At 73.5% G+C, this 18,337-nt stretch carries 15 protein-coding genes; 6 read left to right on the top strand and 9 right to left on the bottom strand.

Features of this window, described 5'->3' with window-relative positions; translation table 11 throughout:
* Positions 1 to 92: 92 nt before the first annotated feature.
* A complete protein-coding gene (locus tag ACIBEJ_RS46255; RefSeq protein WP_397189367.1) occupies positions 93 to 536 on the bottom strand; it encodes a hypothetical protein in 444 nt (147 codons plus the stop codon).
* 121 nt (positions 537 to 657) lie between these two features.
* On the opposite strand from ACIBEJ_RS46255, the gene ACIBEJ_RS46250 reads away from it, so the two are divergent.
* The 4 genes from ACIBEJ_RS46250 to ACIBEJ_RS46235 are packed head-to-tail and all read left to right on the top strand — an operon-like array spanning position 658 to position 3,386.
* On the top strand, positions 658 to 1,824 hold the full coding sequence (locus ACIBEJ_RS46250; RefSeq protein WP_397189366.1) for a hypothetical protein: 1,167 nt from the start codon (positions 658 to 660) through the stop codon (positions 1,822 to 1,824).
* Between the two features lie 41 nt (positions 1,825 to 1,865).
* Complete coding sequence (locus ACIBEJ_RS46245; protein ID WP_397189365.1) at positions 1,866 to 2,048, top strand: hypothetical protein; 183 nt, start codon at positions 1,866 to 1,868, stop codon at positions 2,046 to 2,048.
* Positions 2,045 to 2,962, top strand: coding sequence for a CorA family divalent cation transporter (locus ACIBEJ_RS46240; protein ID WP_397189364.1), 918 nt, complete (start codon positions 2,045 to 2,047; stop codon positions 2,960 to 2,962). Before ACIBEJ_RS46245 ends, ACIBEJ_RS46240 begins: the two co-directional genes overlap by 4 nt.
* A 22-nt stretch (positions 2,963 to 2,984) precedes the next feature.
* Positions 2,985 to 3,386 (top strand): ArsR/SmtB family transcription factor, encoded by a 402-nt coding sequence (locus ACIBEJ_RS46235; protein WP_397189363.1) that lies wholly within the window; start codon positions 2,985 to 2,987, stop codon positions 3,384 to 3,386.
* Here the strand turns inward: ACIBEJ_RS46235 and ACIBEJ_RS46230 are convergent.
* Positions 3,383 to 4,672, bottom strand: coding sequence for a nitrate/sulfonate/bicarbonate ABC transporter ATP-binding protein (locus ACIBEJ_RS46230; protein ID WP_397189362.1), 1,290 nt, complete (start codon positions 4,670 to 4,672; stop codon positions 3,383 to 3,385). The two genes, ACIBEJ_RS46235 and ACIBEJ_RS46230, sit on opposite strands and share 4 nt — an antisense overlap.
* Before the next feature lie 11 nt (positions 4,673 to 4,683).
* The gene (locus ACIBEJ_RS46225) at positions 4,684 to 6,387 is read right to left on the bottom strand and encodes an ABC transporter permease (RefSeq protein ID WP_397189361.1); all 1,704 of its coding nucleotides are present in this window, start codon (positions 6,385 to 6,387) and stop codon (positions 4,684 to 4,686) included.
* A gap of 172 nt (positions 6,388 to 6,559) precedes the next feature.
* Between ACIBEJ_RS46225 and ACIBEJ_RS46220 the strand changes: the two genes are divergently transcribed.
* Positions 6,560 to 6,988: a hypothetical protein gene (locus ACIBEJ_RS46220; protein WP_397189360.1), complete on the top strand. Its 429-nt coding sequence runs from the start codon at positions 6,560 to 6,562 to the stop codon at positions 6,986 to 6,988.
* A 243-nt stretch (positions 6,989 to 7,231) separates the two neighbouring features.
* Here ACIBEJ_RS46220 and ACIBEJ_RS46215 read toward each other — a convergent pair whose 3' ends face one another.
* The 6 genes from ACIBEJ_RS46215 to ACIBEJ_RS46190 all read right to left on the bottom strand — a co-directional run bounded on the left by ACIBEJ_RS46215 (position 7,232) and on the right by ACIBEJ_RS46190 (position 17,741).
* The gene (locus tag ACIBEJ_RS46215; RefSeq protein WP_397189359.1) at positions 7,232 to 11,260 is read right to left on the bottom strand and encodes a CHAT domain-containing protein; all 4,029 of its coding nucleotides are present in this window, start codon (positions 11,258 to 11,260) and stop codon (positions 7,232 to 7,234) included.
* Positions 11,250 to 12,179, bottom strand: a complete 930-nt coding sequence (locus tag ACIBEJ_RS46210) for a hypothetical protein (RefSeq protein ID WP_397189358.1) — start codon at positions 12,177 to 12,179, stop codon at positions 11,250 to 11,252. The genes ACIBEJ_RS46215 and ACIBEJ_RS46210 overlap by 11 nt, the downstream gene beginning before the upstream one ends.
* A 4-nt stretch (positions 12,180 to 12,183) precedes the next feature.
* Positions 12,184 to 12,561 (bottom strand): hypothetical protein, encoded by a 378-nt coding sequence (locus tag ACIBEJ_RS46205; RefSeq protein WP_397189357.1) that lies wholly within the window; start codon positions 12,559 to 12,561, stop codon positions 12,184 to 12,186.
* A 149-nt stretch (positions 12,562 to 12,710) separates the two neighbouring features.
* Complete coding sequence (locus ACIBEJ_RS46200) at positions 12,711 to 13,484, bottom strand: hypothetical protein (RefSeq protein WP_397189356.1); 774 nt, start codon at positions 13,482 to 13,484, stop codon at positions 12,711 to 12,713.
* Positions 13,485 to 13,571: 87 nt separating this feature from the next.
* Positions 13,572 to 15,386, bottom strand: coding sequence for a protein kinase (locus ACIBEJ_RS46195; RefSeq protein WP_397189355.1), 1,815 nt, complete (start codon positions 15,384 to 15,386; stop codon positions 13,572 to 13,574).
* Between the two features lie 72 nt (positions 15,387 to 15,458).
* Positions 15,459 to 17,741, bottom strand: a complete 2,283-nt coding sequence (locus ACIBEJ_RS46190; RefSeq protein ID WP_397189354.1) for a serine/threonine-protein kinase — start codon at positions 17,739 to 17,741, stop codon at positions 15,459 to 15,461.
* Positions 17,742 to 17,910: 169 nt separating this feature from the next.
* Between ACIBEJ_RS46190 and ACIBEJ_RS46185 the strand changes: the two genes are divergently transcribed.
* Positions 17,911 to 18,330 carry a hypothetical protein gene (locus ACIBEJ_RS46185; RefSeq protein WP_397189353.1) on the top strand — a complete coding sequence of 140 codons (420 nt, stop codon included), beginning with the start codon at positions 17,911 to 17,913 and terminating at the stop codon, positions 18,328 to 18,330.
* The last annotated feature ends 7 nt before the right edge of the window (positions 18,331 to 18,337 follow it).

The following is an 18,337-nucleotide window of genomic DNA, read 5'->3' as shown; positions in this document are numbered from 1 at the left end:
GCCCAGTGAAGGTTTCCACCCACAAAGGATCAGCCCGTAACACCCCACCCATACACGCAGGATGCCCGCCCGGCTACGTTCTGCAACACCCTTTAGGCGAGGGCGGGTACGGCCAGCGCCAGGGCGATCGACGGCCACCGCTCCAGCGACCTGGCCACCACCGGGTCCGTGGTTCGCAGGAACGCGAGGTGCTGGACGGCGTGGGCGGCCACGTTGGCCTCCTCGATCCGCTCGGGGCTGGGCGCGGCCGGGGCCGAGCCTCTGGCGATGACCAGGTCGTCCAGCCTGGTCCTGGGGCGCTCCGGCTCGGGATCGGGGCAGACCGCGTAGGTGAGCACGATCTGGTCCAGCTCGCGGACGTGGCGCCAGCTCGTGGAGTGGACGACGCGGGCGGGGTCGTCGGCCCGTACGCCGCTGATCCGCCGGGCGGTCTCGTCGGGCGCCTCGCCGGGCAGGGGCGCCGCCGCGGTCCGCCGGTAGGACCACCCGCCCTCCTGGTCGGCCAGCAGCATCAGCACCTCGATCGAGACCGTCACGTCACTCCTCGTCGTGTCCAGCTTTCTGCGATCAGTATGCAGGAGCGTATGCCGAGCAGGTGTTGACTTGCGGCAGGGGCTCGCCCGTGCGTCGCTGGAGACGCGGCCCTAGGAGGACACGATGCACGGAGTATTGCTGCTGATGGGGTCGGGTGAGACCAGCCCGACCATGGTCGAGGTCCATCGCGCCGCGATCGGCGCGCTGGGGCGCGGGCCCCGGGCGGTCCTGCTCGACACCCCCTACGCCTTCCAGGAGAACGCCGCCGAGATCTCCGCGCGGGCCTGCCGGTACTTCGCCCGGAGCGTCGGCCTGGACGTCGAGGTGAACGGTGTCGTCGCGGGCGCGGACTGGGTGTTCTGCGGACCGGGCAGCCCGACGTACGCGCTGGACCGGTGGGCGGGCGGCTCCTCCGCCGGTGACCTGCTGGCCCGGGTGCGGGCGCGGGAGGGCGTGACCGTCTTCGCCTCGGCCGCCGCGTGCACCGCCGGGGTGGCGACCGTTCCGGTGTACGAGATCTACAAGGTGGGGGCGGAGCCGTACTGGAGGGAGGGGCTTGATCTGCTGGGGCCGGTCGGGCTGAAGGCGGCCGTCATCCCGCACTACGACAACGCGGAGGGCGGCACCCACGACACCCGGTTCTGTTACCTGGGGGAGCGGCGGCTGGCCAGGATGGAGCGGGAACTGCCCGACGGGGCGGGCGTCCTGGGGATCGACGAGCACACGGCGCTGGTGGTCGACCTCGTGCGGGAGCGGGTACGCGTGGCCGGCCGGGGCGGCGTCACGGTGCGGACCCTGGGCGGGCAGAGCGTGCTGCCCAGCGGCGCGACGGCCACGCTGGCGGAGTTGCGGGAGTTGTTGCGCGGGCAGGTACGGCCGGCCGCCTCGCCGGTGGTGGAGGCGCCCGTTCCCCCGCGGACACTGGGGGAGATCGTGCGGGCGGGTGAGGAGTCGTTCGCGGCGGAGCTGGGCGCGGACGACGTCTCGGCGGCCACCCGGACGGTGTTGCGGCTGGAGGAGGACATCGCCGGCTGGTCGGCCGACACCGAGCAGGACGACGGCGGACCCCTGCAGGCCAGGGAGGTGCTGCGCCGGTTGATCGCCGCGCTGGCCGCGCACACCGGGCGGCGGGTGGTGGCGGGGATCGTGCCGCCGTTGCTGGCCGTACGGGAGAAGTTCCGGTGTGAGGGGGCCTATGAGGTGGCCGACGCGGTGCGTGACGCGCTCGCGGAGGGCGGGGTGCGGGTGGAGGACACCCCCGAGGGGCCGCGCTGGCAGGTTGATTACTGATTATTTGCGTAAGTATGCAATTAAAGCTTAGGGTCTTCCGCGTGACCACTCTTGCGCCCAAGGCGCGGCCGAAGCGGCCCAATCTGGAGCGTCAGGCGATCGTGTTCACGATCGGCTTGTACCTGTTCATCTGCGCGGGACTGCTCATCGTGCACTACGCCGCGCCGGTGCCGCCGGTGGGCGGCGGCAGCTCGTCCACCTCGCCGTTCAACCCCGGCTCGTGAAGGGCTACGACCCCGACGTCCTCGGCCGCCACTGGGTCCGCGCGCCCGCCGACGACCCCGGCACGCTGGCCGAGATCGGCCGCGCCGCCGGGGCCGACTTCGCCGCCGCCGCGGACCGGGTCTGGGAGAGCGACGAGTACGTCTACCTGCCCGTCGTGGTCAACCTGCGTGACGGAGAACTCGTCAGGCGGGCGACGGTGGTGTTCGCCCTCGGCGCCGACCTGCTGGTGACGCTGCAGCCCACGGCGCACTTCACGCCGTTCGACAAGGCGCTGGCCAGGATGCGGCGCACGCCGTACCTGGTGGAGAGCGCGCACGGGGTGATGTACGCGCTGCTGTACGCGCTCAACGAGGCGTCGGAACGCGTGATCGACTACGCCAGCGACGCGCTGGAGGCGATGAACGACGAGATCGCGACGGCCGCCAACGGCTACACCGACAACGGCAGGGAGATCGGGGTCGGCGACATGCAGGACACCATCGGCCGGATGAACCGGGCGGAGGAGATCGTCTCCCGCTCCCAGGAGACCCAGCTCATGCTGGCGCGCGCGGCCCGGCGCCTGCGCGCCGACCTGCCCATGGACCAGGTACGGCTGGCCGGCCTGCTGGACATCCTCGTCGCCGACATCGACGGGGTGAAGGAGCACGCCAGCTACGAGCACGACAAGGTGCGCTACCTCCAGCAGTCGATCATGACCTCGCTGGACGTGAAGCAGAACCAGATCGTCAAGGTGTTCACGATCATCACGGCGGTGTTCCTGCCGCCCACGCTGATCGCCACGTTCTACGGGATGAACTTCACCGTGATGCCGGAGCTGGCCTGGGAGCACGGCTTCCTGACCACGACCCTGCTGACGCTGGTGGCCGCGCTGATCCCGCTGTGGTACATCCGGCGCAAGGGCTGGCTTCGCTGAACGCCTCGCCTACACTCGTTGCATGGTTGCGCAAAAACCTGTGGTCGTGTCGGTGGACGCCATCGTCGAGGTGCTGAAGGCGATCGCCGACCCGACCCGCTTCCAGATCCTGTCCGCGGTATCCGCGCAGGAGCACGGCGTCGGCGAGCTGGCGGAGAAGGTGGGCGCGCACGTGGCCGCGGTCTCCCAGCACCTGGCCAAGCTGCGGGCCGCCGGGCTGGTCGCCACCCGCCGCGACGGCACCCGCATCTACTACCGCGCCGCCCACGCCCAGGTCGCCGCCCTGCTGGCCGAGGCGGGCCTGCTGACCGGCCACGTGACCGGGGTGCTCGACCCGCCGGACGACGGCCGGGGCCCGGCCGCGGAAACGGCGCCCGCCCGCCCGTCCTGGGTGGTGAGCGCGGCCAGGGTCAGGCCCGCCTAGCCGTCGAGCCGGTACCGCTGGTGGAGGGCGTCGTAGGAGAACAGCTCCGCGTACCGGCCCCAGTCGGTGGCGGTCTCCAACTGCCGGGTGACCTGCTCGCTGGTGTAGTGGTGGGCCAGGATGTCGCGGAAGAACCCGGCGCGCAGGCCGCCGTCGGCGCCGTTGACCAGGCTGGTGCGGATCAGGCGGATCAGCGGGAGCTCGCCCGCCGCGGCGGCGAAGATGTGCTTGGAGTCCCGCACGTCGGCGGCGGAGAAGGCGTCGCCGTCCGCGGTGAGGGCGACGTGCCCGCCCTCCACGGCGGCGAACCCCAGCAGCTCCAGCGCGTCCACTTGGGGCAGCAGGTCGTCGATCTCCAGTCCGAGCTCGTCGCTGAGATCGGCCAGGTCCACCTTGCCCTGGTGCCGCCGCAGGATCTCGGCCAGCCCCGACAGGCCGTCCACGGAGGCGGCGGGGAGCGGCGTGCCGGCCAGGGTGGGCCTGGCGGGCGGCCTCAGGCCGTGCGGCGGCAGCGGCGCGCCCTGCTCGCGGCCGGTCATCGTGCGGTAGACGGCGTCGATGAGCTTGGTGAATGCGGCCGCGTCCCGGTCGCGCGGGCGCGGCAGCGGGATGTCGAAGGTGGCGCGGATCGTCCCGTACGGCCGCGCCCCCAGCACCACGACCCGGTCGGCCAGCAGCACCGCCTCCTCGATGTTGTGGGTGACCACCACGATCGCCTTGGTGGGGAACTCTCCCGACTCCCACAGCTCCAGCAGCTCCCCGCGCAGGTTCTCCGCGGTCAGCACGTCGAGGGCGGAGAACGGCTCGTCCATCAGCAGCACGTCCGGCTCCGTCACCAGCGCGCGGGCGAAGCCGACCCGCTGGCGCATGCCGCCGGACAGCTCCTTGGGGTAGGCGGACTCGAAACCGTCCAGGCCGATCAGGTCGATGGCCTTCAGCGCCGCCTGCCTGCGGGCGGCCGGCCGTACGCCGCGGGCCTCCAGGCCGACCTCGACGTTGGCCAGCACGGTCAGCCACGGCAGCAGGGCGAAGGTCTGGAAGACCATCGCGGCGCCCCGGTTGGCGCCCTTCAGCGGTGTGCCTCGGTAGGCGACGGTGCCGGAGCTGGGCGGGATGAGCCCGGCCAGGCAGCGCAGCAACGTCGACTTGCCCGATCCGCTCTTGCCCAGCAGTGCGACGATCTCGCCCTCGCGCACCGACAGGTCGATGCCGGCGAGCACGGGCAGCTCGCCGTCGGCGCCCGCGTAGCTCTTGGTCAGGCCGGTCACGGTCAGCAGCTCGGTCATGCTCGCTCCCTTCACAGCGAGTAGCGCCGCTCGGCGAGCCGGTACAGGGGCCGCCACAGCAGCCGGTTCAGCGCCACCACGTACAGGGTCATCACGGCCACCCCGGCCAGCAGGCGCGGGTGGTCGCCGCTCTGGGTGGCCCGCGCGATGTACGCGCCGAGTCCGGTCGCCGTCAGCGTGGTGGAACCGAACGTGACCACCTCGGCGACGATCGAGGCGTTCCACGCGCCGCCGGAGGCGGTGACGCCGCCGGTGACGTAGGCGGGGAAGATGCCCGGGATGATCAGTCGTCTCCAGCGCTGCCGGCCGTACACGCCGAGGTTGTCCATGGCCTCGCGCAGGTCGGTGGGGATGGCCATGGCGCCGGCGATCGCGTTGAACAGGATGTACCACTGCGCGCCCAGCGCCATCAGCACGATGCCGCCGACGTCGAGCGACAGCCCCGTCTCGACGAACACCCACGTCGCCAGCGGGAACAGGAAGTTGGCCGGGAAGCTCGCCAGCACCTGCACCAGCGGCTGGGCGATGCGGGTCAGCCGCGGCGACAGGCCGATCCACACCCCGACCGGCACCCACACCAGACTGGCGAGCACCACCAGGACGACCACCCTGGCCAGCGTGGCCAGCCCCAGCAGCACCGGCTCGGCGAGCAGCGACCAGCCCGCCCCCTCCCCGGCCAGGTACGCGCCCAGCCCGGCCAGCCCCCAGCAGACCAGCGCCGCCGCCACGACCCAGAACACGACCTCTCCGGTACGGCCGCGCCGCCCCGGCACCGGCCGGTCGTCGACCCCGAACACCCGCCCGGCCCGACCGGCCAGGTCACGCACCGGCGCCAGGGCCCGGCCCAGCAGCCTCGGCCCGTGCGCGCGGCGCAGGAAGTCCAGCACCAGCGAGCGCTGGACCCGCGCGGACCCGGCCTGCTCCACCTTGAAGCGCTCGGCCCAGGCCACCAGCGGCCGCCAGAAGAGGAAGTTCACCGCCACAACCATGATCACCATGGTGAGCACGGCCCAGCCCATCTCGCCCAGATCCCCTTGGGCGATCGCGGCGCCGGCGTAGGAGCCGACGCCGGGCAGCGAGTACGCGGTGTTGGAGACGCTGATCAGCTCGGCGGCGACCAGGAAGAACCAGCCGCCGCCGAAGCTCAGCATGGCGTTCCACACCAGCGCGATCGCCCCGGACGGCAGCTCCACCTTCCACAGCCGCATCCACCGGGTGAAGCCCATGCTCCGCGACAGTTCGTCCAGCTCGCGGGGGATGGTGATGAGCGAATGGTGGAAGGCGAAGGCGAGGTTCCACGCCTGCGAGGTGAAGATCGCGACCACCGCGGCGCACTCCAGCCCGAGCTGCGAGCCGGGGAACAGCGCGATGAACCCGGTCACCGCCACGGTCAGGAACGCCAGCACCGGGACCGACTGCAGGATGTCCAGCGCCGGGATCAGCACCCGTTCGGCCCGCCTGGAGTGCGCGGTGGCGTACCCCCAGACCAGGGCGAACAGCAGCGCGAGCACCAGCGCGGCGAACATCCGCAGCAGGGAGCGCACCGCGTAATAGGGCAGGTTGGCGGGATCGGTGCTGATCGCGGCGGGGGTGTACGACATCGTGACGCCCTGGCCCGCCCGGACCGCCACGTACAGCCCCACCAGGACGGCGGCGGCCACCACGGCGTCCACCCAGGTGAACCTGGCACCCGCCGGGGGACGCGGAACGCCCACGACGGTCTCCTTCACGGTCGTCAGAAGGCTCCGAGCCTGGCACTAATTGCGCAAATTCGCAAATATCAACCTTCTTTCGCCATGTGTGGATTTGTACGCGGATGTCGGGCGGGATCCTTCCTAGCTTGTGTGGTGCCGGACAACGCCGGCACCAACCACTGAAGGGGAAATCATGCGCAAGCTTCTCGCCCTTACCGCCGTCGCCGGTTCGATCGCCGCCGGGGTGGCCATGGCGCCCGCCGCGAACGCCCAGTCCACTCAGGCCGCCCAGGTCGCCGTCGCGCAGGGCCAGTCGAACGTCCTGGCCTGGAAGAAGCTGTTCTCCAGCGACGGCAAGGCCTACACCCGCGGCGTCGTGCAGAAGACCGGCCCCGGCGCGTGGCGGATCAGCTGGAAGGGCTTCGACAAGGTCGGCGGTAAGAAGGGCTACGCCTGGTTCCGCTACCAGAAGAACGGCCAGTGGAAGAGCCGCGTCACCGCCTGGGACGGTGTCACCGACATCCGCCGCTTCGAGCTGCGCGGCATCAAGAAGCTGTTCACCTACACCTGCTGGGCCGGCAAGACCCAGAACTGCGGCAAGAAGCTCTGGCTCGTGAAGTGAGAACAGCGCTTCTACCAGGCGCTCGCGCGCACGGGCGTCGACGAGGTGGCCGAGAGCCACGCCGACCGGGTGGAGGCCCGGGTCTCGGCGTCGGCGGCGCACCGCGATCTCGCCGGGGCGCTCGCGGTGCTGTCGCCCGTACGCCGGTGAAGATCCCCGGCGTGCGGATCGAGCAGGACGTCGAGGACGCGAGGGGACGGACCGGGCTCGGCCGGTACCGGGCGGGCGAGGTGCCGTGAGGGTTCAGGTCCCGTAGTAGGCGAAGGCCGCCCAGTGGACGGGGTCGGCGTACGGCACGCTGCCCGGGTCCTCGAAGCCCAGCCGGTGACGCAGGTGCGCGGAGACCTCGGCGGGCGGCCAGTCCGGCCCGGACAGGCAGGCCAGGATGTCGCTCACGGTGGCGGCGCGCAGCCACGACTGGGCCGCGCGCAACGCGTCGGCCGGCGCGGCTCCCTCGGCGAGCCAGGCGTGGCAGGCGACCAGCATGAGGATCATCGTGGGGGTGTCGGCGATCTTCCAGGACGAGGCGATCACCCCGGCGGCGCCGGCCTGGAGGAGCCCGGTGGGCAGGCTCACGACCTCGTCCGGCAGGGCGGTGTCGGGGGCGGCGGTCCGGCAGGCGGAGGCGATGACCAGGCCGGCGCTCAGCGGGGTGTCCAGCAGTTCGCGCAGGCTGAGGACCTCGCCTCCGGACAGCAGCAGGCCGCTGTCCAGCACGTGCCGGACATCCGTGGTGGCGTGGCAGGCGAAGTGGACCACGGGGGCTCCGGCCAGGTTCGGACTGATCGCGTCCCTGGTGGCGGAGGCGCCGTGCAGGCGTACCGCATCGGGGAACAGCGCGGCCACGCCCGCGGACTCCAGGAGCGCGCAGGGCAGGGGGTCGGCGTCGGCCGGTCGCGGGTCGGCGACGGTCAGCACGGACGAGGCCGGGCCCGGGGTGACGGGTGGGAGCGAGGCGTTCGGCGCGTACCTGATCGTGGTGGTGTCCAGGACGTAGCGGCGGCCGGCGGGGGCGGCCGGGTCGGGGATCCACGCCGCGTGCAGGGGCAGGAGCGCGAGCCTGCCGACCGGGACCAGCACCAGCGCGGGCGTCCCGGTGACCTCCAGGAGCGGGGCCATGAGGTGTCTGCCCAGCCAGGCGGTGGTGTCGTCCAGCGGGCCGGTGTGATCCGGGAGCGCGTCGCCGAGGCCGGGGAACCACAGCGCCCGCCGCGGTCCCGCCGGCGGGGTGATGACGGCCAGGCCGTCGGAGGCGGCGGCCAGCAGATGGACGACCGGGCCGGAGCGGGCCCGCTCCGGGTCCGGCTCCGCGCGCGGGGCGTGCTCCAGGGCCAGGCGGAGCAGGCGGGTACGGCCCGCCTCCAGCACGCCGACCGCCCCGTCCAGGTCACCCGTCTTGGCCAGGGCGTGCGCGGCCAGGGCCGGTACGCCGGAGCTCTCCTTCAGCCACGCCTCCTGGTGCGGCCGGGTGAGCTGGAGGGCGAAGATCTCCTCGAAGGCGTCCACGCACCGGGTGTACATCTCGGCCGCGGCGCCCCAGAACTCCCTGCCGGTCAGCAGGCCGCCGAGCGCCCGCCACGCCTTCATGCGGACGGTCGGGTCGGTGGCGCGGGCGGCCGCGGTGAGCTCGTCCGCGGCGGCCTGGTCGTCGCCGCCCGCGGCGAGCAGGCGGCCGAGCGACAGGCGCAGCCGGGCCTGGACCTCGGCCGACGGCGCCGTGTCCAGGATCTCGCGGATCGCGGTCACGGCCGCCTCGTGGGCGACCTCGTCGCGGTCCTGTTCGAGGAGCATGCCCGCGAGGTTTGTCACGTACTGGGCGCGGTAGGGCGCGTACGGGGGCAGCGCGTCCACCGCCCGGCGCGCCAGCGCGACCGCGGCGGCGAGAAGTTCGGGCCGGTCGTCTGCCCGCGACTGCAGGCGTAGGGCGGCGGCGAGGGAGTTCAGCAGCACGGCGTGCTGCGGGCCGGTCCGCTCCAGGTCGGCGGCCTGGCGCAGCAGCGCGACCGCCCGGTCCAGGTCGGCGCGGCGGCCGAGCAGCTCGTAGCGGGCGGTGAGCGCGGTGGCCAGGCCGCCCATGACCTCCGGGCGGGCCCGGACGGACTCCTGGATGACCTGCTCGTCCAGGCGGACGCAGGCGTCGAGGGCGGCGCCGTCGCCGGTCGCCTCGTGGCGTTCGAAGAGGGTGCCGGCCAGCTCGTAGGCGAGCACGGTGCGCGCGCCGGGGTCGACGGCGGTCGCGAGGCGCTCGCGCAGGAGGTCCTCGACCTCGCGCAGCGCCGCGGCCCGGTCGCCGTCGCCCGCGCGCAGCCGCAGCGCCCCGCCAAGCTGAGCGGTCAGGTGCGCGGCCTGGATCTCGTGCCGCACGCCGGCCAGCGCGGCGCGCAGCAGCGAGACGGCGTGGTCGAGGTCGGCGCGGCGGCCGTGGCGCAGGTAGCGGTCGCGCAGCCGCAGGCCGAACCTGGACTCGGCCATGAAGTCGCCCGCCGCCACCGCCAGGTGCTCGGCCAGGTCGCCGGCGTCGGGGTCGAGGGCGGCCAGCTCGTACCGGCCGATCGCCAGGTCCATCAGCAGCCCGTGGCGCTCGCCGTGATCGGGCGGGAGCAGGCGCAGGGCCTCGGCGGTGTGGTCCAGGGACTCCCTGAGAGCCGTGGTGTCGCCGGTGGCCAGGTGCAGTTCGCCGAGCGCGGTGCCGAGCGACTCGGCGTACTCCCACTCGGCGGGGTCCGCCGCGCGGGCGGCGCGCAGCACCTCGACGGCCTGGCGCAGGGTGGCGAGCGCGGGGACCCTGCGGTGCCGGTCCAGCAGGCGCTCGCCCAGCCGGACGAGCCTGATCGCGGTGGCCTCCTCGTCGACCAGGCGCTTGTTGATGCCGATCACGCGGTCGAGGTCGTCGAGCGCGCCGAACCGGTCGTAGCGGGTGTAGAGGGCCATGGCGAGCCGTTCCAGGTCGCCGGGCTCGTGCGCGACGTGCTCCAGGGCGGTGACGATCCGGTCGAGCGCGCTCCTGCGTTCGTCGTCGGGCGTCTCGTCGGCGGTGGCCGCCTCGACCAGGCGGCGGGCCTCGGCCAGCTGGCTCTGGGCGAAGTGCCCGCCCGGGTCGAGGTCCGCGGCGCGGCGGGCGTGGGCGAGCGCGGCGGTCAGGTCCGCCGGACTGCCGTCGCGGCGGTGGCGGAGCAGCAGCGCGCGGCTCAGGTTCGTGAGGTACATCGGGTACGCGGCGTCCGTCCCGGCCTCCTCGCCGGTGGCCAGCGTGAACGCGGCCACGGCCTGGCCGAGCGCGGCGTCGTCGTCCCTGGTCGCGGCCAGGTCGAGCGCGGCGTTGCCCAGGTTGTTGAGGAACAGGAAGCGGTTCGGCGACGCGCGGCCCGCCGTGGTGACGGCGGTGCGCAGGACGGCGACGGCCTCCTCCGCCCTTCCCAGGACCCGCAGGGCGTTGCCGAGGTTGGCCAGGAAGCCGGCGCGCGCGGGATGGTCGAGCGGCGTCTGGTCGGCCAGGTCCCGGTTGAGCTCCAGCGCGCGCCTGGCGTCCTGCTCGCGGCCGTGGCGCTCGTACCGGGTGGAGTAGGCGTTGGCGATCTCGTGCAGGAGCTCCATGCGGGGGCCGGGGCGCAGGTCCCACCAGTAGGGGTGGGCCAGCAGCCGCTCGCCGCAGTCGATGGCGGCGTCGTGGGTGCGGGGGTCGCCGGTGAACTGGATCAGCTCCTGGAAGCGGAAAATCAGCTCCACGATCCGCCGGTCGCCGTCGGCCAGGAACTCCTCCGCGTGGAACCCGCCGCCTGGGCGCAGGCCGGCTGTCCGCCTGTTCACGCGGTGGGCCTCGGCGAAGCGGCGGTAGACGGTCAGCGTTTCCGCGTACTCGGTGAGGGCCTGCTCGACCGCGCGAGTGCGCAGTTCGGGATGGTCGGCGAGAAGCTCGGCGGCCCTGGCGGCGTCGGTGGTGTTCATGAGCTCCTGCAGCACCCCGTACAGGTGCGACACCGACTCCGCGACCCCGAGCAGGACGCCGTCGCTCGGCAGCACGGGGGTGTCGTCCGCGCCCCGCAGCCGCACCGCCTGCACGGTCCAGGCCATGTCCGCCAGATTCCGGTACGCGTCGGACTCCTCACCGTGCACCGCACGGGCGTCGCGCAGCCAGGCGACGAACCTCTTCTCGATCAGCAGCAGGGTCTGCGCGGGCAGGACGTGCAGCAGCGCGCCGACCTCCGGCCACGGCAGGTTGGTCAGCAGCCGCCGGGCGATCCGCTCGGCCTGCCAGCGCCGCCTAAGCTTCACGGCCGCCGTCCAGCGCGGCGCCCCGGGCGAGGAAGGCGGTGACACGCTCCCCGTCGCCGGGCTCCTCGCGAGTCTCCCAGGCCACGCCCAGCTCCTCGTAGAGGATCTTGCGGTGCAGGTCGAAGCAGGACTGCAGGAGCACGGTGTAGTCGGCCGCGGCCGACAGCAGCATCCGGTACGCCACCATCATCACGGCCAGCGCCACGACCAGCGCCCACCAGGTCAGGAACACCCACACCGCGAACGCCAGCCCGACCACCCAGAGCCTGGCCGCCTCGTCCACCCTGGCCCGCACCGCCCCGACGTCGGCCCGCGCCTGCTCGGGCAGGACGAGCCAGAGCCGGGGCCAGCAGACGACGGTCTCCAGGCCGTACCGCTGCCGGGGCCGCCGCTCGGCCGCGCGCAGCAGGTCGCCCAGCCGGGTCGGCATCCGGTCGCCGGGCAGCGGCGGAACGGCCGCCCGCCGCGCGTCCAGCCGGGCGTACCGCGACCGTTCGGCGGGGGACAGCTCGGCCTGCCGTACGGCCAGCGCCCGCCACCGTTCGGCGTCCCGGTCGATGCGCCGCCCCCGCGCCCTGACCAGCGCGGTCCGTAGGGGACCCGCCCAGGGCGGCCAGTACCCTTCGAGCACCCGCAGCGCCGGCAGGGTCAGGCTCTCCACCAGCCGGGCGGAGGCCGCCACGACCAGCAGCGCCACGACGATGAGCGCGACCTCCGCCACCGGGGTCGCGGTGGCGAACGCCTGCCGCCACTGCCGCTCCAGCGCCGTCCAGCCCGACGCCGCGCCGCCGAACCCGCCGTGGCTCCACACCCAGGCCAGCAGCCCGCCGCCCCAGAACGCCAGCACCGGCGACAGGAGCAGCGTGGCCCACCGATCGGCCACCTTTCCGCCCAGCGGCGCCCAGACCGACCCGAACACCCCGTCATCCCGCCTTGACCAGCGGCCCGTGCCCCTCGGGGCAGGAAGCGGGCACGGGCTCCCCGACCTCGAACACCGGATACGCGAACCCGCAGACCGGGCAGCGGAACAGGATCGGCGCCGCCGGTTCGGCCAGCCCGGCCAGCGCGGCGTACTCGGGGCCGTCCCGCAGGGCGTCACGGACGCCGGCGAGCTCATCCCGCATGGCCCGCCGGGTCGCCTCCCGCGCGCCCAGCAGCTCGACGAGCCCGCCGAGGTCCACGACCTCGGCCGATAACAACGCCTGGAGCCGCCGCCCTACGGCAGGGCCCTCGTCCCCGAGCAGCCCGCCAAGCCTGGGCAGCACGGCCCAGGCCGCGGCGACGATCTCTGCCTCCCGCACCCTGCCAGCTTTCCAGCCCCACGCCCGCCGGGGAAGACACTCGTGACGACCTCGAGTTCAGACAGCGCCGGAGGGGGTCCAGGAAGACCCGCCAGGCGCTCGTGACCCGGGTCGCCACGCGGCGCGCGCGGGAGTTGGTGCCTCGGTGGTCAGGAGTGGGGGTCGGCTTCCACGAGTTCGAGGTCGGTCGGCACCAAAGTCGTGGAGTCGACCAGGCCTCTGAGCAGGTTGTGCAGGAGGTTGTTGTCGCTGGGGCGGCCCGTCGCCATGTCGTGGATCAGCGGGAAGGGGAACCCGGCCGCGTCCAGGCGACGCCGGACGGTCTCGACCTTGGCCTCGATCCTGCGCTCGCCCCAGTTCTCCCCGCTGCGGATGTCGGACAGGTACTCGGCGGCCTGCCGGTACGTCAGCGGACGCGGGTTCTCCTCGTACTGCAGGTAGCGGCGGCCGAGGATGACGAGCAGGAGGCGCTCCACGTCGTCGAGCGGCCAGATCTTGGGCGGCAGCGTGTCGGCCCTGCGGCGCGGGACCAGGCCCTCGTCCTCGTGGCCGGCCACGTACAGCTCGACCAGGTGCTCGCGATGGCCGCAGCCCTTGACGAACAGCGGCGTGTAGCCGGTGGCGAGCGGGATGGGGTCGGTCGTGGCGTGCAGGAACCGTCCGCGCGGCAGCCGGACCAGTTGCCGGCCGGTGTTGCGCAGCCACCACTGCCGCCTGCGGTAGGTCAGCTCGCCGTGCTGGCGGCTCACGTGCAGGTCGTCCTCGCCGACGCCCAGGTCGACCTCCGGCTTGCCCGCCCTGCCGAACCTGACGACCGCGCCGGCCTGCGGGGCGGCCTTGATGCCCCCGGACACCGTGCGGGCGTGCAGCGTGCCGGGACGAACGGGCGCGACGCCACGGGCCAGGCTGTCGGGGAAAAGCATCGCTCGTCTCCTTCAGAGATCGCGGGCACCGGAGGTCAGCATCCAACGGCCGGTTCGGGACCCGTCCCGAGCCGCGTCCGGGCGCGTTCAGGCGGGAGGCAGCCGGGCGGCGGCCGAGGCGGTGAGCCGCCGGGCGAGCTGGCAGAGCTGGTCGGCCGAGCGGGCCCCGCTGACCAGGACGTTGACGGTCTCCGCCGCCCGTCCGTCCTGGTTGGTGTACGTACGGTAGACGAGCTGGGCCAGGCACGAGTCGTCGCCTTCGGCCTCGGGGCGCAGGATGGTGCGGTAGCCGTTCAGGCGGGTCTCGGAGCCGTCGGCGGCGTTGGGCGGCTGGCCCTGGTCGAAGCGGACGTCGAGCCAGAGTTCGCTGGTGGTGCTGGCCCACTCGCAGGTCCAGCTCCCGAACCCGGCGTCGGGCTCGTCGGCGTCGATGCCCGGGATGATCTCCAGGGCGTCCGCGGGCAGCAGCGCGCAGGCGTCGCGGTGGGCCAGCGACCGCGCGGGCAGGGCGCGGCGGGGCAGCGGCCCGCTGTTGAGCCTGGCGACGGCGCTGCCGGTGGCCACGTCGGCGATCTCGCACAACGGCGCGTCGCCCGGGTCGTCGCGCTTGGCGGTGACGGTGATGTTGGTGTCGTTCTCCCCGGTCAGCAGCAGGGTGCGCAGGCACTCGTCGGGCTCGGGCCGGTGCTCGACGACGCCGACCCTGCCCATGGTCCTGGCCGGCGGCGGCTGCTCGGCGCCGGGGTCGTGGTTGAAGTCGACCCTGACGTCCACGACGCTGTCGTCCCCCGGGCGCACCAGCACGTCGCAGCGGTCGAAGTTGCCGTAGGCGGAGTCGAGTTCGGCGTCGCCGAAGCGGCCCAGCGCGACGGGCTCGGTCAGCGCGCAGGGATCGACCGTGCGCGGGTCGCCGATCAAGGAGGCGGGCTCGTCGGCCCGCGCGCTCCCGCCCCGCTCCGCCGGCGGCAGCAGGATGGTGGCGAGCCCGGCCAGCGCGGCCACCAGCGCGGCGGTGGCGCCGGTCAGATACGGGTGGCTCCTGACGGCGGTCCGGAAGAGGCCGCCCGGGGCGGCGGCTGACCGGTGACCGGGGTGGAAGTCGGCGGCGCCGTTCGTGCCGGGGGCGAGCATCGCCCCGCCCGCGATCGCCCGCAGCCGAGGCAGGGCCTGGGCGGCGTCGGGCCGGCGCTCGGGCTCCATCGCCAGCATCGCGCGCACGACCTCGTCGAGCGGCCCGAGGTCGGCCTCCAGCAGGACCCGGCCGCTCGGTCCGCGCCGCGGCGGGGCGCCGGTGACCAGCGCGTGGAGCATCGCGCCGAGGGAGAACACGTCGGAGCCCGGCTCCAGCCGCCCGCGGATGACCTCGGGCGCGGCGTAGTCGGGGGTGTAGCTGATGGCGCTGTTCGGGGTGATCGTCTCCTTGCCGCCGACGCGGTAGGCGGCGCCGAAGTCGGCGAGCTTGACCGTGCCGTCGGCGGTCACCACGACGTTGCCCGGCTTGATGTCGCCGTGGACGATGCCCTCGGCGTGCAGGCACACCAGCGCGTCGGCGACCTGCGCGCCGACGCTCGCGGCGACCTCGGGCGCGACGGCGGGCCGCCCGTTCAGACTGCCGCCGCTGACGTGCTCCATGACCAGCCAGGACGTGGCCCGGCGGCCCCGGCCGTCCTGGACCGCGTCGAAGAGCGTGACGATGTGCGGATGGTTGAAGCGCGCCAGCGCCCGTGCCTCGGCCTGCAGCCTGCTGAACCCGCGGACGCTGTCCTGCCCGCTCAGCATCCGCTTGAGCACGACGTCCCGTCCGAGCTGCTCGTCGCGGGCCAGCCAGACCTCGCTGGTCCTGCTGCGGATGGGGCCGTTGGTGAGCCGATACCGGCGCCCGACCGACCTGCCCAGACGCACCGTGGTTCCCTTCAGATGGGACGGGACACCGTGAACTTTACCGAGCGATGGGCCGGCAGTCAGCGCGTTCGCTCAGGAGATCGGTCCGGCGTCCCGTTTCCACCAGTTCAGCAGCACCGCGCGTTCCAGGGTGTTGAACGCGAACCCCTGGATGTTGAGCTTCTCGTTGGTCCACGAGATGTACGGCCGGCCGGCCTTGCTCTCGCCGCACAGCAGCCGCCCGGCGGGCTTGCCCCCGATCGAGTAGGCGTTGTCGCCGAGGAAGGTGCGCGACTCGACGTCGCAGGAGCCCTTCGCCGGGGCCACCGCCTCGTAGTTGCGCCGCATCGAGGCGGCGTCGGGGAAGCGGTAGTAGAAGACCACGCCCGCGCCCGAGGTGGGCCCGCACGCCACCGCGGTGACCTTGGCGCCCGGCACGTTGCTCTTGACCTGCTCGGCCGCCGGCCGCAGGCAGTTGACGCGGGAGGCGGCCGGCACGCGGTCGAGCAGCGCCTTCTCCTCCCCGGTCGGGAAGGGCGGCCTGGCCTGCGCGTTGACCGCCGCGATCACCGTCTGGACGGCGGGCGAGCGCGACTCCTCCCACCACGTGATGAGGGCCCGCGCGTCGTCGCCGGTGGCCCTGCCCATCAGCAGCAGCGGCTCGACGGTCCACTCGACGGCCGGCAGGTCGTCCTTGTAGCAGAGGACCTCGCCGAGACGGGCGCTCTTGTTGTCGTAGGTGGAGTTGGCCAGGAACCTGTCGGGTTTCACGTCGGGGCAGAAGGCGTCGGGGGCCTTGGTCCTGCCGACCTGGGCGGTGTGGCTGCGGCGCAGGCCGTCCAGGCTGGCGAAGCGGTAGTAGGAGACGTCGTCGGCGCCCTTCTCGTCGGAGGAGCAGGTCACGCCGGTGACGACGTCGCGGAAGCGGTCGAGCGTCCCGGCCGCCGCCCGCTCGCAGTCGGTCTGCCCGACCAGGCGCATGACCTCCTTCTCCTGCGGGGCGGGGAAGGACGGCGCCGCCGTCCAGGTGCTCCAGGTGTGCTGGAGCTTGAGCTCGTCGGCGGCGCGGCTCTCCATCCGCGCCATGGTCCGCTGCCTGTCGTCGGTCCACACCAGCCAGGTCACCGCGTTCCGCTCGAAGCACAGCAGACGGCCGCGGGGCGCGCCGACGCCCGGGTAGCGGTGCTCGGCTCCCGACGCCTTCGAGCAGTCGCCCTGCGCCCGCGGTACGCCCGCCTGCCGCAGGGTCTGGTCGTATGCCTGGCCCAGGGCGGAGTCGGAGGCGTACAGCCCGATCTGCACGGTCTGCCCGGACGCCCGGCACGACAGCGACGAGGCCGACAGCGGCAGGCCCGCGCCCTCGCCGGCGCGCTCGCACGCCCCGCGCAGCGCGGCGGGCACGCGGGCGAGCGCGGCCGGGTCGTCCGCCCACGGACGGACGATCACCGTGACCACCGCGGCGACCAGGACGGCGAGCGCGAGCGCCGCCCACCCCACCCCGCGCGGGAGCGTGCGGACGAGGCGTGGCGCGCCGGGCGTGGTCAGCGCGGTGGCCAGGTCGCCGCAGGTGTCGTAGCGGGCCTGCGGCGCCTTGGCCATGGCCTTCTGGACCACGCCGTCGACGCCCGGGTCGAGGTCGGGGCGGCGGTCGGTGACCTTCGGCGGCGGCTTGTTCAGGTGCGCCCACAGCACCGCGGACGGCTCGCGGTTCGGGAACGGCTTCTCGCCGGTCAGGCACTGGTAGAGCACCGCGCCCAGGGCGTAGACGTCGGTGCGCCGGTCGATCGGGCCGGACCTGAACTGCTCGGGCGCCGCGTAGTCCATCGTCCCGAGGAACTGGCCCTCGGTCGTGAGGCTGGTGGCCGACTCCAGCTTCGCGATGCCGAAGTCGCACAGGTAGACGTGGCCGGCGGTGTCGATCAGGATGTTGCCCGGCTTGATGTCGCGGTGGATCAGCCCGACCCGGTGGGCGGCGTCCAGCGCCGAGGCGACCTGGCCGACGATGTGGGCGGCGCGGGCCAGGCCGAGCGGGCCCTCGGCGCGGATCAGCTCGCCCAGGTCGCCGCCGTTGACGTGCCTGAGCACGACGTAGACGGTGCCGTTGACCTCGCCGCTGGCGTACACGGGGACGATGTGCGGGTGGTCGAGGCTGGCCGCGGTGGCCACCTCGCGGGTGAACCGCAGCCGGAAGCTCGGGTCGGTCCTGGCCAGGTGCGGGTTCATCACCTTGAGCACCACGTGGCGCGGGAGCGTGAGGTCCTCGGCCAGGTAGACCGAGCTCATCGTGGTCTGGGAGATGATCCGGACGATCCGGTAGCCGGGTAGCTGCCGCATCACCTCGTGCGGTGATGAGAACCAGTCGACCGTCGAGTCCACGCCTGTCCCTCCGAACGCCGGAATGGTGCCGCCCGCGGCGCGCGCCGGCGTGGTGTGGTCTTAGCATCGCGGGCTCGGGACCGGTCCCCGCTCGCGGCCGTCACACCGGGGACCCGTCCCGGCACGGACGGTGCATGCTGGGCCCGCCGAACCGATGAAAGGGGCTTCCATGCACAGGCCGACCATCACCGCACTGTCCCTCGCCGCCGCCATGACCACGGCGCCTCTCGCCGCCGTCCCCGCGAGCGCCACCGTCCCCGCGAGCGCCGCCACTCCGGCGAGCGCCGCCGTCCCCGCGAGCGCCGCCACCCTCGCGAGCGCCGTGGCGAAGCCGAACCTCCGCGCCTGCTACGACGGGAAGTGCAAGATCACGATCACGCGGCCGGTCAGCTTCCGCGTGGCCGCCCGCTACCGCCTGTCGCGGGTGTGGGTCTCCAGGGTGTACGCCTTCAACCAGCCCATGGTCAGGGTGGAGGGCCCGGGCGTCGCCACGACGCTCGGCCAGGGCGCCAAGGGCAGCATCAACCGCCTCGACGTCCGCGTCCTGTCGATCACCGACCGGGGCGCGACGATCCGCTTCGAGGGCTGACCGGCGG

The sequence above is a fragment of the Nonomuraea sp. NPDC050790 genome, from assembly GCF_044456745.1.
Lineage (GTDB): Bacteria > Actinomycetota > Actinomycetes > Streptosporangiales > Streptosporangiaceae > Nonomuraea.
This window is presented reverse-complemented; position numbering and strand designations above follow the sequence as displayed.

Coding starts and splice junctions, on each gene's coding strand:
- ACIBEJ_RS46250 (WP_397189366.1), top strand. CDS start 658: ATGCACGGAGTATTGCTGCTGATGGGGTCGGGTGAGACCAGCCCGACC.
- ACIBEJ_RS46235 (WP_397189363.1), top strand. CDS start 2,985: ATGGTTGCGCAAAAACCTGTGGTCGTGTCGGTGGACGCCATCGTCGAG.
- ACIBEJ_RS46230 (WP_397189362.1), bottom strand. CDS start 4,672: ATGACCGAGCTGCTGACCGTGACCGGCCTGACCAAGAGCTACGCGGGC.
- ACIBEJ_RS46220 (WP_397189360.1), top strand. CDS start 6,560: ATGCGCAAGCTTCTCGCCCTTACCGCCGTCGCCGGTTCGATCGCCGCC.
- ACIBEJ_RS46200 (WP_397189356.1), bottom strand. CDS start 13,484: ATGCTTTTCCCCGACAGCCTGGCCCGTGGCGTCGCGCCCGTTCGTCCC.
- ACIBEJ_RS46185 (WP_397189353.1), top strand. CDS start 17,911: ATGCACAGGCCGACCATCACCGCACTGTCCCTCGCCGCCGCCATGACC.